This window comes from Pseudooceanicola aquaeponti (genome assembly GCF_050897975.1).
Taxonomy (GTDB): domain Bacteria; phylum Pseudomonadota; class Alphaproteobacteria; order Rhodobacterales; family Rhodobacteraceae; genus Pseudooceanicola.
The window spans coordinates 425,869-440,064 of sequence record NZ_JBPAXY010000004.1; the positions used below are offsets into that span (position 1 = coordinate 425,869).

Annotated in this window: 13 protein-coding genes; 3 read left to right on the forward strand and 10 right to left on the reverse strand. The window is 67.0% G+C overall.

Annotated features, from left to right (window positions below; translation table 11 throughout):
• Positions 1–8: 8 nt before the first annotated feature.
• The 10 genes from ACRARE_RS11880 to ACRARE_RS11925 form a co-directional block, all read right to left on the reverse strand.
• Positions 9–1,400 carry an FAD-binding oxidoreductase gene (locus ACRARE_RS11880; protein WP_432656655.1) on the reverse strand — a complete coding sequence of 464 codons (1,392 nt, stop codon included), beginning with the start codon at positions 1,398–1,400 and terminating at the stop codon, positions 9–11.
• The gene (locus tag ACRARE_RS11885) at positions 1,393–1,782 is read right to left on the reverse strand and encodes a Rid family hydrolase (protein ID WP_432656656.1); all 390 of its coding nucleotides are present in this window, start codon (positions 1,780–1,782) and stop codon (positions 1,393–1,395) included. Before ACRARE_RS11885 ends, ACRARE_RS11880 begins: the two co-directional genes overlap by 8 nt.
• 10 nt (positions 1,783–1,792) lie before the next feature.
• Positions 1,793–2,863 carry an ABC transporter ATP-binding protein gene (locus ACRARE_RS11890; RefSeq protein WP_432656657.1) on the reverse strand — a complete coding sequence of 357 codons (1,071 nt, stop codon included), beginning with the start codon at positions 2,861–2,863 and terminating at the stop codon, positions 1,793–1,795.
• A 17-nt stretch (positions 2,864–2,880) separates the two neighbouring features.
• Positions 2,881–3,672 carry an ABC transporter permease gene (locus ACRARE_RS11895; protein ID WP_432656658.1) on the reverse strand — a complete coding sequence of 264 codons (792 nt, stop codon included), beginning with the start codon at positions 3,670–3,672 and terminating at the stop codon, positions 2,881–2,883.
• A 10-nt stretch (positions 3,673–3,682) separates the two neighbouring features.
• Positions 3,683–4,531, reverse strand: a complete 849-nt coding sequence (locus ACRARE_RS11900) for an ABC transporter permease (protein ID WP_432656659.1) — start codon at positions 4,529–4,531, stop codon at positions 3,683–3,685.
• Positions 4,532–4,674: 143 nt separating this feature from the next.
• Complete coding sequence (locus tag ACRARE_RS11905; RefSeq protein ID WP_432656660.1) at positions 4,675–5,730, reverse strand: ABC transporter substrate-binding protein; 1,056 nt, start codon at positions 5,728–5,730, stop codon at positions 4,675–4,677.
• Between the two features lie 8 nt (positions 5,731–5,738).
• Positions 5,739–6,740 carry a membrane dipeptidase gene (locus ACRARE_RS11910; protein WP_432656661.1) on the reverse strand — a complete coding sequence of 334 codons (1,002 nt, stop codon included), beginning with the start codon at positions 6,738–6,740 and terminating at the stop codon, positions 5,739–5,741.
• Entirely contained in the window at positions 6,737–7,426 is a 690-nt protein-coding gene (locus tag ACRARE_RS11915; protein WP_432656662.1) for a hypothetical protein, read from the reverse strand. The genes ACRARE_RS11910 and ACRARE_RS11915 overlap by 4 nt, the downstream gene beginning before the upstream one ends.
• Positions 7,423–9,147 carry a hypothetical protein gene (locus ACRARE_RS11920; protein WP_432656663.1) on the reverse strand — a complete coding sequence of 575 codons (1,725 nt, stop codon included), beginning with the start codon at positions 9,145–9,147 and terminating at the stop codon, positions 7,423–7,425. The genes ACRARE_RS11915 and ACRARE_RS11920 overlap by 4 nt, the downstream gene beginning before the upstream one ends.
• Positions 9,144–9,941 carry an IclR family transcriptional regulator gene (locus tag ACRARE_RS11925; RefSeq protein WP_432656664.1) on the reverse strand — a complete coding sequence of 266 codons (798 nt, stop codon included), beginning with the start codon at positions 9,939–9,941 and terminating at the stop codon, positions 9,144–9,146. The genes ACRARE_RS11920 and ACRARE_RS11925 overlap by 4 nt, the downstream gene beginning before the upstream one ends.
• Positions 9,942–10,402: 461 nt before the next feature.
• Here ACRARE_RS11925 and ACRARE_RS11930 point away from each other — a divergent pair, with 461 nt between their 5' ends.
• From ACRARE_RS11930 to ugpB, 3 genes are all read left to right on the forward strand, one after another.
• On the forward strand, positions 10,403–11,941 hold the full coding sequence (locus tag ACRARE_RS11930; protein WP_432656665.1) for an acetolactate synthase large subunit: 1,539 nt from the start codon (positions 10,403–10,405) through the stop codon (positions 11,939–11,941).
• Between the two features lie 74 nt (positions 11,942–12,015).
• Positions 12,016–12,603, forward strand: a complete 588-nt coding sequence (locus tag ACRARE_RS11935; RefSeq protein WP_432656666.1) for a cupin domain-containing protein — start codon at positions 12,016–12,018, stop codon at positions 12,601–12,603.
• A gap of 267 nt (positions 12,604–12,870) precedes the next feature.
• Positions 12,871–14,193 carry a sn-glycerol-3-phosphate ABC transporter substrate-binding protein UgpB gene (gene ugpB / locus ACRARE_RS11940; RefSeq protein WP_432656667.1) on the forward strand — a complete coding sequence of 441 codons (1,323 nt, stop codon included), beginning with the start codon at positions 12,871–12,873 and terminating at the stop codon, positions 14,191–14,193.
• The last annotated feature ends 3 nt before the right edge of the window (positions 14,194–14,196 follow it).

Consider the following 14,196-nt stretch of genomic DNA (forward strand, 5'->3'; position numbering starts at 1 on the left):
GCCCGGGTTCAGCCCAGCAGACGGCCCGGGTTCAGCACGCCGGTGGGATCCAGCGCCGCCTTCAGCCTGGTCATCAGCTGGCGTTCCTCGGCGCTGCGCACCAGCGACAGATAGGGCGCCTTGTCCTGGCCGACGCCATGTTCGGCGGTGATTGACCCGCCCATCCGGGCCGCCAGCCCGTTGAGCGCGGCAGAGACCTCGGCCCGGGCCTGGGTCTTGACGATATAGTGCAGATTGCCGTCGCCCAGGTGGCCGTAGATATAGGGCCGCGCCTCGGGGTCGATGGCCGACAGGCGGGCGCGGGCCTCGGTCAGGAAGGCGGGCAGGGCGCGGGCGGGCAGCGACAGGTCATGCGGCACCAGCTGGCCCAGCGAGAAGGTGTACTCGACGCAGGCCTCGCGCAGCGCCCAGAACCGGTCATGCTCGCGCGCCGATTGCGAGACCACCACGTCGCGGCACAGACCGGCCTCGTAGGCCTCGATCAGCGCCGCCTCGAAGGCGTCGTCCTGAAGGATCTCGCGCATCCCCTGGATCTCGGCCAGCACGTAAAGCCCGGCGCCCGTGGGCAGGGGCGGGTCGCAGGACATGGCGCAGGCGCCCTCGTAGACCTCGGGCCAGATCCCCTCGTAGGCGGACAGAAGCGGGCCCAGCCGGGCGCGCAGATGGCGCAGCAGGGCCTGGGCCTTGTCCACGCTGTCGACGGCACAGAGGGCCGTGACCTCCAACGTGGGGGCGGGGTGCAGGCGCAGCAGGGCGCGGGTGACCACGCCCAGGGTGCCTTCGGAGCCGATGAAGAGCTGGCGCAGATCGACCCCGGCGTTGTCCTTGTCGAGCCCCTTCATGGCGCTGACGATGGTGCCGTCGGCCAGCACCGCCTCGATGCCCGCCACCTGGGCGCGCATCATGCCGTAGCGCAGCACCCGGATGCCGCCGGCATTGGTGGCGATCATGCCGCCGATGGTGGCGCTGCCCCGCGCCCCCAGATCGACGCCAACGATCATCCCGGCCTGGGCGGCGGCCTCTTGCACCTTTTGCAGGGGCGCGCCCGCGCCGACCTCGATCTGGGCCGCCAGATCGTCGACCGGGCCCACATGGGCCATGCGCTCCAGCGACAGCACCACCTCGCCCGGATTCACCCGGGCACCGCCCGACAGGCCGGTCAGCCCGCCCTGGACCACCACCCGGCGGTCTGCCTGATGGCACAGGTGCAGCACGGCGGCGACCCCGGAGGTATCGGCGGGGCGCACCACCAGCTCGGGCACCGCCACCACCCGGCGGCTGGCATCGGTGGCAAAGCGCGCCGCCGTCTCGGGATCGGTCACCAGGCCAAGGTCCAGCCCGGTGTCCAGAAGCGCGGCGTAAAGCGGATCCGGCGTGGTTTCGGCCAGCGTGTCAGGCATCGGCCGCGCGGGGGGCGTCGGGAACGGCACAGATCATGATCATCTCGACCTTCAGATCGGGGTTGGCCATGTTCGCCTCGAAACAGGCGCGGGCGGGCGGGGCGATATCGGCCACCCAGCCGTCCCAGACGGCGTTGAAGGCGGCGACCTCGGAAATATCCTTCAGGATGATGGCGCAGAAGAGAAGCCCTGCCTTGGTCGAACCGATCTCTTCCAGCCGCGCCTCGGCCTTGGCCAGCAGCTGCTCGGCCTGTTCGGCGGTGGTCAGGCGGCCGTCATAGGGGGCCTGGGGGGTGACGGCGAAATAGCCGGTGCCATTTGCGACCGTGGCGATAGAGGCGCGGGCGCCGGTGCCGAAACGGGTGATGATGTCGTCGAACATGGGGTCTTCCTTACTCGGTCAGGACGAAAACGGCGTCGGGGGTCCAGGAGACGTGGCAATCGTCGCCTTCCTTCAGGATCACCACATCGGCGCCGGGCACCCGCACGCGGATCGGCTGGGCGCCGCAATGGCCGATGACCACGGCATTGTCGCCGTAATTCACGATGGTCTCGATCGTCATCTTGGCATTGGCGCGTCCCTCTTTCGGGTCGCGCGACAGTTTCAGATGCTCGGGCCGGATCAGCAGGGTCACCTCCTGCCCGTCGCTCAGGGGCGGCTGGCCTTCGGTGGCAAAGTCCACCGCGCCCAGGATGGCACTGTCGGCGCGCCCGGCGGCGGCGTCGGTGATGGTGGCCTCGACCAGATTGCTTTCGCCGATGAAGTCGGCAACGAAGCGCGTTGCCGGGCGGTGGTAGATGTCCAGGGGCGCGGCGGCCTGTTCGATGGCCCCGTTCGAGAAGACCACGATGCGGTCCGACATCGACATGGCCTCGGTCTGGTCATGGGTGACGAAGATCGTCGTCACGCCCAGGCGCTTCTGGATGCGCTTGATCTCGATCTGCATCTGTTCGCGCAGGTTCTTGTCCAGGGCGCCCAGGGGCTCGTCCAGCAGCAGGAGGTCAGGCTCGAACACCAGGGCACGGGCCAGGGCGACGCGCTGTTGCTGGCCGCCCGACAGCTCTTTCGGCAGACGATGGGCAAAGCCCTTCAGGCCGACAAGCTCCAGCATGTCCTCGGCCTTCTTCATCCCTTCCTTCTTGCCGACCTTGCGCATTTGCAGCGGGAAATAGACGTTTTCCGCCGCGGTCTTGTGGGGGAAGAGGGCGTAGTTCTGGAAGACGATGCCGATATTGCGTTCCTGGGGCGCCAGATGCGACAGCGACTGGCCGTCCACGGTGATCTCGCCCTTCGTCGCATCCTCGAAGCCCGCGATCACCATCAGCGTGGTGGTCTTGCCGGATCCCGAGGGGCCGAGGAAGGTGACGAACTCGCCCTTCTCGATCCCGAGGTCGATATGCCCGAGGGCGGTGAAATTGCCGAAAGTCTTGTTGACGCCGGAGAGCTGAAGATAGGAGGTCATGGTTTCTCCAGGGGGGCTTAACGTTGGGCCGTGCGGGCCGTCATCTTGCGGACGGCCTTGACGAGGGAGGGGGCGATGAGGCCGGCGAAGACGATTGCGAAGAGCAGCGTCGAGATCACCGCGATGACCGGGTCGGCCTCTTCGCGGATCGAGTCGAACATCTTGCGCGGCAGGGTTTCCGCGTTGCGGCCCGAGATGAAGATCGCGACGACGGTTTCATCGAAGGACTGGATGAAGGCGAAGAGGGCCGAGATCAGCAGGCCGGGGCGCAGGATCGGCAGGGTGATATGCATGAAGACCTGGCGCGGCGTGGCGCCAAGCGAGCGCGCGGCGCGTTCCAGCGTCCGGTCGAAGCCCTTCAGGTTGGCCGACAGCACCAGGAAGGTGATCGGCACCGACAGGCAGGTGTGCGCCAGGATCACCCCCAGCTTGGAATGCACCAGCTTCAGCTCGCCGAAGTAGGAGTAATAGCCGATGGCCATGACGATATGGGGCACCGCCATGGGCATCATCATCATCAGGTTGGCCGCCGATTTGCCCCAGAACTTGTGCCGCACCAGGGCGAAGGTGGCGGGCACCACCAGCGCCATGGTCAGCAGGGTGTTCATCGCCGCGATGAAGACCGAGTTCCAGGTGGGCCGCAGCCAGGAGGGATCGGTGAAATAGGCCTGGTAATACTGCCAGCCCCAGCCCGGCGGCGGGAATTGCAGCGAGGCGGCGGTCGAGAAGGACATCGGCACGACGATGACCAGCGGTGCTGCGATGAAGACGACAACGGCAATGCCGATCCAGCGGATGAAGGTATTCATGGTCGCGTCCTTATCCGTAAAGTTTGTCGAGGCCGAAGCGGCGGTGATAGATGCCCAGAATGATCAGCGTCACCAGCAGCAGGACAATGGCCATGGCCGAGCCCAGGCCGAAGGCCAGGAACTGTTCGATCTGGTTGCCGATCAGGCCCGCGGCCATCTGTTCACGCGGCGAGCCCAGCAGGACGGGCGTCACGTAGAAGCCCAGGCAGATGACGAAGACCAGGACCGAGCCATTGGCGATGCCCGGTGCCGTCAGCGGCAGGTAGACATGGCGGAACAGCGACCGCCCATAGGCCCCCATGCTTTCCGCCGAGCGGATCAGCGAGGGGTCGATCTTCTGCATCACCGTGTAGATGTTCATGATCATGTAGGGCGCCAGGATATGCACCATGGCCAGGGTCGAGCTGAACCGGGTGAAAAGCAGCGGCGGCGGATCCTGGATGCCCAGGGTGTGCATCAGCCAGATGACGGGGCCGTTGTTGCCCAGCAGGACCATCCAGGCATAGGTGCGCACCAGGAACGAGGTCCAGAAGCTCATGGTGATCAACAGCAGGATGCCCATGGCCGCGCGTTTGCTGACCGTCGACATCAGGTAGGCCAGCGGATAGCCGACCAGCAGACAGCAGACCGTCACCAGAAGGGCGGTGCCGAAGGTGTTGAGGAAGACCTTGCGGTACAAAGAGCCGGTCAGCACCTTCTCGTAATTGGCCAGGCCCGGGCGCGGTTCGGTGACCGACATGATCGCCACCTCGGCCAGCGGCACGAGGAAGAACAGCGCCAGGTAGATGGCCAGCGGCGCCAGCAGCAGCCAGGGCCAGATATTCTGCCGGTCTGGCAGGGTCGAAAGCTTGAACCCCATGGGATGTCTCCCTTCGTGATGCGGAAAGTCGGGCGCGGCCTCTGGGACAGGGCGCGGCACAAGGTGGGGCGGCCCTGGCGGAGGCCGCCCCCTGGGGGACGCGCGACGGGGGAGAGCGTCGCGCGGCCGTCACTGAGGCCGGATCAGGAGGCCAGCCATTCGTCGAAGCGCATCGCCACTTCCTGCGGATCGCCACCCCAGTTCAGCATGTCCTGGGCGAAGGTCAGCTCGGCATTGCCGGGCGCCGTGGGCATCCGCGGCTTGGCCGCGTCGGGGATGAAGGCATCGGCGGCGGGGTTCAGCGCGCCATAGTTCGCCTGGCTGACGAAACCGGCCAGCGGTTCGGCAGAAGTGGCGAATTCGACGAACATCTTGGCCGCTTCCATGTTGGGGGTCTCTTTCGCGACCACCCAATAGGCATTGTCCAGCTCGGCCTGGTTCCAGGTGAAATCGACCGGGGCGCCGGCGTCGGCGGCTTCGAAATAGCGGCCATGCCAGATGCCGATCATGTCGACCTCGCCGTCGCGCAGGATCTGCGTCGACTGGGCGCCGCCGGTCCACCAGACGCGGATATGCTCCTTGATCTCGTCCAGCTTGGCAAAGGCGCGGTCGATGTCCAGCGGATAGAGATCCTCGGGCGCCACGCCATCGGCCAGCAGGGCCAGGGGCAGCACGCGGGCGGGGTAGCGTTGCAGCGAGCGACCGCCGGGGAAGCGTTCGACATCCCAGAAGTCGGCCCAGCTTTGCGGGGTCTCTTCCCAGCCCTTGTCGGTGCGCCAGGCCATCATGGTGGCGAAGGCGTGGCTGCCGACACCGTTCTGGAACAGGCCGCCCGGATAGGGTTCTTCGATCGGCTCCAGCAGGCCCGCGTTATTGGCGGCCACGATGTCGCCACCGCCCAGGGTGGTCACGTCGAATTCGTAGACGCCGGTGCGGACCTGGGCGGCCAGCTTGGCGAAGGACACCGGCGAGACGGTGTTGATGGCAATGCCGGTGGCGGCGGTGAAGGGCTCGAACAGGTTCGCCGTGGCCGCTTCCAGCCAGGGGCCACCCCAGGAGTTGATATACAGTTCTTTCGACTGCGCCCGCCCGATCGAGGGGGCGGCCAGGGCAGTGGCACCGGCCAGCGCGGCAGAGCCTTGCAGGAACAGGCGGCGCGAGGGGCGTATCAGTTTGGATTTCTTGGTCGTAATGGTCATGGAAACTCTCAACTGTTGGAGGTGGGGAAGGTTTCGCCGTAAAGACGAAGCCAGTTGCCGTGGGTGATTTTTGCGACCTCTTCTTCAGAGAAGCCCACGTTGCGGAGGCCGTTTGGGATGACCGCCATGTCTTCCAGATCCTGGAACCAGTCCGGCGGCGGTGCCTTGCCCGGACGGGCGGCCGAGGCCGCGCCGTAGTCGACGCCACGGGTCCAGCGACCCATGCGCATCCAGGCGTAATCGGGGGCGGTAAAGTTGTGGCTACGGTCGGTGCCGATGGCCACGCTGTCGATGCCGGCGATATCCACGGTCCGGGCCACCATCTCGCACCACTGCTCGATGGGGCCGGAGTAGTAGTCGCCGGTGATGTTGCGGTACGCGGCGCAGCCGATCACGCCGCCGGTTTCCTTCAGCGCGCGCAGCACGTCGTCGGTCTTGTTGCGCTTGTGCGCGAACAGGCTGTCGGCATTGGCATGGGTCACCGCGATGGGTTTCTCGGACGCCTCGATGGCCTGAAGGGTCGAGAGGTTCCCCACGTGGGAGCAATCCACCAGGATCCCCGCGCGGTTCATTTCCTTGATGACCTCTTTGCCATAGCGCGCCAGGCCCGAATCCTCGGCCTCGTAACAGCTGCCCGCCAACTCGTTCTGGTTGTTGTAGGTCAGCTGCACCACGCGCACGCCCAGCTCGGCCCACATCTCGACCAGGCGGATGCGGCCTTCGAAGAGGTTCGAGTTCTGGTAGCCCAGGATCGCGGCCACCTTGCCCTCGGCGGCGGCCTTTTCGATATCGGCGGGGGTATAGGCGAAGGCGGCGACGTCGTCATTCTCGCGGATCAGGTCGCGCCAGCGGCCTAAGGAGTCGAGGCTTTCCAGCGTGCCTTCCCAGAAGCCGCAGGTCACCACGACGCCATGCACCTTGGCTGCCTTCAGCCGGACGAAGCTGTCACGGTCGAAATGGCCGCATTGCAGCCCGTCGATGATCATGTCGGGGGTCATGGGGGCGGTCATTGGGTGGCTTCCTGGGTCTTGAGGCCGATCGAATTGATGAAATTCGGATCGGTGTCGTCGTCATTGTCGGTGCGGCCGATGATCTGGCCATCCTCGGTCACGATGTTCACGCCCGCATGGCGGCGCGACACGACCGAGTCCGGTGTCAGCGCGGTTTGCGCCAGCTCGTAGATGCGCCACCACTGCGCCGCCTCGATGGTGCAGCCGTCCTGAAGGACCTGCGCCAGCACCGGATCGGCGGCGGGGATGCGGGTGGCGGTCAGGACATTGCCCGCCAGTTCCATCTTCAGCCCGCGCCGCGCGCCCAGGGCGCTGGCCACGGCCAGTTCCTCGGGATCGGTCACATCGGTGACGGTGATCCGGGCGCTGTCCTGCTGGGCCAGGGCCAGTTCGGCCAGGTCCAGCACCGAGGGCAGGGTGATCCAGGCGTGCTGCCCGCCCGCGTCCAGCGCCAGGGCCTCACCCGTGTCGGACATCAGTTTCAGCCGGTGCGGATTGGCGGGCATCAGCGCGGGCAGGCGCGCCTCGAACAGGGGGAAACCGCCCAGGCCCAGGGCCTGGGAATACATCACCACATCGGTGATCATCAGCGCGAAGCCCTTGGGCAGATCGGTCAGCGACCAGATCCGTTCGCTCATCAGCCGCATCTCGCGCGGCATCACGCGCAGGGTCTGGGTCTCGGTCATTGGCGGGGCTCCTCGGGGTAGAACCAGTCGCTGGCCTCACCGGCGGCAATGGCCGCACGGGTGGGCGCACCGTGGTAGAGCACGCCGCGCAGGTTGCGTTGCAGGTAGTCGCGGGTCTTGTCGATGCCGTGCAGGGCGACGTTCATCAGCCGCACCAGGTCGATCGGCACGAAAGAGCCTGCGTTGATATTGGCGTGCGGCGTGTGGAAATGGCGCCCCGACAGGCTTTGCGCCCGGGCCACCATCAGCCGGTGTTCGGGGTGCGACAGCAGGAAATGCGCCATCGGGGTCTCGGCGGCGACGCCACCCAGATCCGCGTGCAGCTGTTGCAGCTGGCCGGGGATGTCCAGGCCCAGTTCGCGCGCCTCGGGGATCTCGTCGCGCAGGCCGCGCCGGGGCTCCTCGGCGGTTTCGGACTTGTACCAGACGTAGTCCTGGGCGTCGGAGGCCCCCATGTCCATGGCCAGGGCCCAGTCGTATTCGTCTTCCAGCAGATCGCGCAGGGCGCCCGCGGTCATGGTGGCGGTCACCTCCATCTCGTCGGCGCCTGCCACGGTGGTGGCCAGGGCGTCGGCCTCTTCGGGCACCAGCTCCATGATCAGTGACAGGAAGGTCTCGTAGCTTTCGGGCGCCAGGGTGGCCTCGGCGCGGCGGGCCAGCACGTCCAGCGGGTAGGCCTCGGCCTTGCCGTCCAGGGTGCCCGCGTCGCGCAACTCTTCCAGGGCGGGGATCAGCCCCGCGATCTCTTCGGCGACGGTGGCCGAGGCGGTGAAGGTCTCGTACATCATCCGGTCCTGGGCGCGGAAGGTCTGCGCCCGGCGGATCAGCGCGATCAGGCGGGCGATGCGCGCGTCCCCCTGGCCCAGCTCCAGCGCCAGCGCGGCGGCGATGGCGGTTTCGCGGGCGCTCAGCCAGCTGTCCAGCAGGCGGGGGTGCTTCTGGATGAAGAAGATCAGACCCAGGGCCGAGCCGTTGCCCACCCCCAGATAGCTGCGCAGCGCCGGATCCAGCGTCACCGCCTTGTCCGAGCGCAGGCGGGCCAGATGTTCCACCAGATCGCAGGCCAGTTCGCGCATCAGATAGGCCAGCAGCAACTGCGCCTCTAGCATCCCGCCCAGATCGTGGGCCTCGGTGTTGATCGAGGGGAAGGACCGGGTGCCGAAGGTGCCGTTGCCGTCCAGCCCGGTGTTGCGCATCAGGTAGCAGACGCTGTTCAGATCCTCGACCGAAGGCTGGCGCCCGTCGGCCAGGGCCTCCAGCACCGTCTCGAAGACCCGCATCGAGCGGTTCGAACGGCACCAGACCAGGGCGTTCTCGCTGGCCCGGCCCCGGTAGAGCTTGGGCAGTTCCTCGCGGGCGCTTTCGATGGCCTCTGCGGTGGCGGGGCCCTCGTTCAGGGTGCCCATCATGTCCCAGGCGCGGCCGATGATGCGGCCCGTGCGGCCCTCGCGTTTCGGCGTCAGCGAAAAGGCGATGAAGCTGAAGTCCTGCCGGGGCGTCTTGATCGAATAGACGATGGTGCCGCGCGCCTCGGCGTCGACGTCGAACCGCTCGGTGGTGATCTGCCAGCGTTCGCGGATCATGCGGTTCATCATCGCCCGGGTGCCAGACAGGCGCGAGGGCTGCATGGCGGCCAGCCGCTCGGGTTTCATCAACCCGCGCCAGTCGCGCAGGCCGGGACGCCCCTGGGCGTCGTGGGTATGAAGGGACGGGCGCGTCACGCGGAGCCTCCTTGCAGGATTTGAGAGAGGTCCGCGGCGGCTTTCAACAGCGGGTCGCGGAAACGGGCCTCGTCGAAGCGCATTTCGGGCACGACGAGGGACAGGGTGGCGGTGCAGCGCCCGTGCAGGTCGAAGACCGGGGCAGCAATGGCGCGCACGCCGCTTTGGGTATAGCCGCTGGACAGGGCGTAGCCCGCGGCGCGGATGGCGGGCAGGGTGGCCTCGTCGGGCAGCGGGTGCTCGCCCCGGCGCAGCCGGTCCAGCATCTGGGCATCGCCATAGGCCACCAGGATGCGCCCCGAGGCCGATCCTTCCAGCGACATCATCGTGCCCAACTTCTGTTCGGCGCGCAGCAGCGTGTCGGCTTCGACCCGCGCCACGATGCAGGGCAGGCCCCGGTCGATGATCGACAGCGAGGCAGTCTCGCCCGTCTCATCGGCCAGGGCGCGCAGCACCGGGTCGGCCCGGGTGCCCAGGTCCGCCTGGTCGAGCGAGGCCGAGGCCATGCGGGTGGCCAGCATCGACAGCCGGTAGGCGCCGCCGTCGTCCTGTTCCAGCCAGCCGGCGGCGACCAGGGTCAGCAGACGCTGATAGGCGGTGGCGCGCGACAGGCCCAGCTCTTCGGCGACCTCGGCCAGGCGCTGCGGGCGCCGCTTGTCGCCAAAGTGGCGCAGCACCTCCAGCACCTTCAGCGCGGTCGACAGCGGGCGCACGCCGCCGTCTTTCTGGCCGTCCTTGGCGCCGCTCTTGGTCGCCTTGGCAGGCTGTATTCTATCTGAATAAGAGTGATCCATATGAAATATCCTGCGGGTCGAATTGATCCATGTCAAAGAAAATACAGGCGTCTGAGGTGCAGGTTTTCCGGCCCTCGGCACCAAGTCTTTGAAATTTCGCAAAGAAAAATTTCGGCCTGCCGTATCAATTTTTGAGCAAAGCGCACGGTGGGCGCCGGTTGGTCGCCCTGTCGGCTCTGTCTGCCCGGGGCAGAGATCCGAATCGTGATCCGCGGAGTGAACCTGCTGAAATCGTCATTTGTATTTATATTCAATACGTTCCATGTCTCCTTTGGGCGGTCTCTCTGGCCGGAGGGGGTCGCTTTCGGGGATCTTTTCTGCGCCAGGGGGCCTGCGGCTTGCTCATTATTATTGACACCCTCGGCGGGATGGGGAGGATCGGGGCAAAGGCCGCGACCCCGCCCGGCGTGACGCGTCAGGGGGCGGTTGGCGCGGCGCGCGATCAGCAAAAGGTGGAACGGATGACACGAAACGGAGCCGATCTTGTGGTGCAGACCCTGGCGGAGAACGGGGTACGGATGTGTTTCGCCAATCCCGGCACGACAGAGATGCATATGCTGGCCGCCCTGGGCCGCGAGCCGCGCATGGGCCTGTCGCTGTGCCTCTTCGAAGGGGTGGCGACCGGGGCCGCCGATGGCTATGCGCGGATGACGGGCACGCCCGCGGCGGTGCTGCTGCACCTGGGGCCGGGCTTTGCCAATGGCATGGCCAACCTGCACAACGCCCGCAAGGCCGACACGCCGGTGTTCAATATCGTGGGCGAACACGCCACCTATCACCTGACCTATGACGCGCCCCTGACGGCCGATATCGCGGGCATGGCCCATACCGTCTCGGCCGCCGTGGCCACGCCGGAAACGCCCGAGGCCGCCGCAGGCGCCACCGCGCATCTGCTGGCCGAAACCGCCCATGGGGGCGTGGCGACGCTGATCGTGCCCAATGATGTGGCCTGGGCCGAGACCGAGGCCGAGACGGTCGCGGCCATCCACACCCCGCGCCCCGGGTTTGACGCCGATCTGCTGGCCGATGCCGCAGCAAAGCTGCGCGCGCCGGGCGCGGCGCTGATCCTGGGGGCGCCCTGCATCACCCGCCGCATGGCCGAGCTGGCCACCGCCATTGGCGAGGCCACCGGCGCCCTGGTGCGGACCGAGGCAGCCGTGGCGCGGATGCAGCGGGGCGGTGGCACACCGCCGCTGCTGCGCGTACCCTTCCACGTCGATTTCGCCACCGAGGCCCTGAAAGAGGTGCAGGCCGCCGTGCTGGTCGGCGCGCGCGAGCCGGTGGCCTTCTTCGCCTATCCGAACCGCCCCTCGCGGCTGCTGCCCGAGGGGGCCGAGTGCCTGCCCCTCTGTGCCCCCGGCGCCGATGCCGAGGCCGCGCTGGAAGCCTTGGCCGATCTGCTGGGCGCCCGGGTCACCGGCCATACCCAGCATCCCGCTACCGCCGCCGACCCCGGGGCTGCGATTGACGCCGAAGTGCTGGGACGTACCGTCGCCCGGGCCCTGCCCGAAGGGGCCATCGTGGTGGATGAAAGCATCACCAACGGGCTGTCGCTGTTCCCGATGTGCGGCGAGGGCCCGGCCCATGACTGGCTGAACAACCGCGGCGGCTCGATCGGCTATTCCCTGCCCGTGGCCCTGGGCGCCGCGACGGCCTGCCCCGACCGGCCGGTTTTCTGCATCACCGGCGACGGCTCGGCCTTCTATACCTTGCAGGCGCTTTGGACCCTGGCACGGGACGCGCGCGACGTGACGGTGATGATCCTGGCCAACCGGTCCTACCGGATCCTGGCCAACGAGACCGCCAAGATCGGCGCGGGCGCGCCGACCGAGGACACCGGCCCGCTGATGTCGCTGGAGGATCCGGCGCCCGACTGGGTGAAACTGTCCGAAGGGCAGGGGGTGCCCGCCCGGCGCGTGGTCACCGCCGCCGAACTGGCCGAGGCCCTGGCCTGGGCCCAGGCCGAGACCGGCCCGCATCTGATCGAAGTGACGATGTGAGCGGCGCCGAGGGACACTGGAATGCCCTGCGGAAAAGCGGTAGCTTGCGAAACTTGCAGGCAAAAGGGGGCGTCATGACCGACGCGGCTTTCGACATCGGCGCGCGGCTTCTGGCCATGCGCAAGGCGGCGCAGTTGTCGCAGCGCCAGCTGGCGGAACGCGCCGGTGTGCCCCATGCCCAGATCTCGATCATCGAGAAGAACAAGTCGTCGCCCTCGATCGCCACCCTGCGCAAGATCCTGTCGGGCCTGGGCATGACCATGGCCGATTTCTTCGACAGTGAACGCCAGGCGCCCGAGGGGCCGTTCTTTGGCCCCGAGGATCTGCTGGACCTGACCTCGAAACTGCCCGTCACCGGGGTGGCGGATGTGGCCGGGCGCATCGCCTTTCGCCAGATCGGCGACGCGCACCGCCACAACCTGCAAATCCTGCACGAGGTCTACGAGCCCGGCGCCGACACCGGCGAGACCATGCTGGAGCATTTCTCGAACGAGGGCGGCTATGTCATCGAAGGCGCGCTGGAGCTGACGGTGGGCGACGAGGTGCGGGTGCTGCGCCCCGGCGACAGTTACCTGTTCGACAGCCGCGTGCCGCACCGCTTCCGCAATGTGCATGACGGGCGCACCATCGTCATTTCGGCCTGCACGCCGCCCTATCTCTGACCCTTCCGGACGGGCCCTGGCCCGGCTGAACTGCCCCGATCCGAACCCCGGGCGCGCTGCACATCGCGGCGCGCCCGTTTCACATTCGCGGGGGATGCGTCGTGCCGCCGCGCTCATTCGCGCATAATCCTGTCCGTTTGCGCGCCCCGGGCCGGGTCGGCACGGTTGAACGCGCATTTTCAACCGATCTTCATCGGACTGACTCAGAACTGTCATGAAAGCTGCCTAGGCGGATCGCATCCTTTCCTTCCTTTCACGGAGCATCCGATGAAGCGTACCCTGATCGCAGGCCTGGCCCTGACCACCGCCCTGGTGGCCCCGCTGGCGGCTTCCGCCCAGACCGAAATCTCCTGGTGGCACGCCATGGGCGGCGCCCTGGGCGAAAAGGTCGACGAGATCGTCGCCAACTACAACGCCTCGCAGGACGAGTACCACCTGACCGCCACCTATCGCGGCAGTTACACCGAGACCATGACCGCCGCCATCGCCGCCTTCCGCGCCGGTGAGCAGCCGAACCTGGTGCAGGTCTTCGAAGTGGGCACCGGCACCATGATGGCCGCCGAAGGCGCCGTCTATCCGGTCTACCAGCTGATGGAAGAGCACGGCCAGAACTTCGACCCCTCCGCCTACCTGGCGGCCGTGGCGGGCTACTACACCAACACCGACGGCCAGATGCTGTCGATGCCCTTCAACTCGTCGACCCCGATCCTGTACTACAACAAGGACATCTTCACCGCCGCCGGTCTGGACGCCGACGTGGCACCGAAGACCTGGGCCGATGTCGAAGCCTTCTCGCGCAAGATCGTCGAAAGCGGCGCGGCCGAGTGCGGCTTCACCTCGGGCTGGATCTCTTGGGCGCAGCTGGAAAACCTGTCGGCCTGGCACAACCAGCCGATCGGCACCAACGAGAACGGCTTCGGTTCGATCGACAGCCAGATGACCGTCAACGGTCCCGTGCAGATCCGCCACTGGGAAAACCTGGCCAAGTGGGAAGACGAAGGCCTGTTCAAATACGGTGGCCCCGCCGGCGGTGCCGACAGCGCGCCCGCCTTCTACTCGGGTGAATGCGCCATCTACATGAACTCTTCCGCCTCGCGCGCAGGGATCCTGGCCAACACCGACTTCGACCTGGGCCTGGGTATGCTGCCCTACTACGCCGACGTCGAAGGCGCGCCGCAGAACTCGATCATCGGCGGTGCCACCCTGTGGACCCTGGCCGGTGGTTCGGATGCGCAATACGACGGTGTTGCCTCCTTCCTGAACTTCCTGTCCTCGGCCGAGGTTCAGGCCGACTGGCACCAGTTCACCGGCTACCTGCCGATCACCAACGCCGCCTATGAGCTGAGCCAGCAACAGGGCTACTACGACGAGAACCCCGGCGCCGACATCGCGATCAAACAGGTCACGCTGAACGCCCCGACCGCCAACTCCAAGGGCCTGCGCTTTGGCAACTACGTGCAGATCCGTGGCGTGATCGACGAAGAGTTCGAAAACCTGCTGGCCGGCAACAAGACCGCCGAAGAAGCCCTGAACGATCTGGTCGAGCGCGGCAACGCCCTGATCCAGGACTTCGTCGAAGCCAACGGCTAAGAC

What these genes read in the sequence shown, in the direction of transcription:
- ACRARE_RS11890 (WP_432656657.1), bottom strand. Translation starts at nt 2,863, where the DNA reads ATGACCTCCTATCTTCAGCTCTCCGGCGTCAACAAGACTTTCGGCAAT.
- ACRARE_RS11895 (WP_432656658.1), bottom strand. Translation starts at nt 3,672, where the DNA reads ATGAATACCTTCATCCGCTGGATCGGCATTGCCGTTGTCGTCTTCATC.
- ACRARE_RS11905 (WP_432656660.1), bottom strand. Translation starts at nt 5,730, where the DNA reads ATGACCATTACGACCAAGAAATCCAAACTGATACGCCCCTCGCGCCGC.
- ACRARE_RS11880 (WP_432656655.1), bottom strand. Translation starts at nt 1,400, where the DNA reads ATGCCTGACACGCTGGCCGAAACCACGCCGGATCCGCTTTACGCCGCG.
- ACRARE_RS11900 (WP_432656659.1), bottom strand. Translation starts at nt 4,531, where the DNA reads ATGGGGTTCAAGCTTTCGACCCTGCCAGACCGGCAGAATATCTGGCCC.
- ACRARE_RS11910 (WP_432656661.1), bottom strand. Translation starts at nt 6,740, where the DNA reads ATGACCGCCCCCATGACCCCCGACATGATCATCGACGGGCTGCAATGC.
- ACRARE_RS11925 (WP_432656664.1), bottom strand. Translation starts at nt 9,941, where the DNA reads ATGGATCACTCTTATTCAGATAGAATACAGCCTGCCAAGGCGACCAAG.
- ACRARE_RS11935 (WP_432656666.1), top strand. Translation starts at nt 12,016, where the DNA reads ATGACCGACGCGGCTTTCGACATCGGCGCGCGGCTTCTGGCCATGCGC.
- ACRARE_RS11915 (WP_432656662.1), bottom strand. Translation starts at nt 7,426, where the DNA reads ATGACCGAGACCCAGACCCTGCGCGTGATGCCGCGCGAGATGCGGCTG.
- ugpB (WP_432656667.1), top strand. Translation starts at nt 12,871, where the DNA reads ATGAAGCGTACCCTGATCGCAGGCCTGGCCCTGACCACCGCCCTGGTG.
- ACRARE_RS11885 (WP_432656656.1), bottom strand. Translation starts at nt 1,782, where the DNA reads ATGTTCGACGACATCATCACCCGTTTCGGCACCGGCGCCCGCGCCTCT.
- ACRARE_RS11930 (WP_432656665.1), top strand. Translation starts at nt 10,403, where the DNA reads ATGACACGAAACGGAGCCGATCTTGTGGTGCAGACCCTGGCGGAGAAC.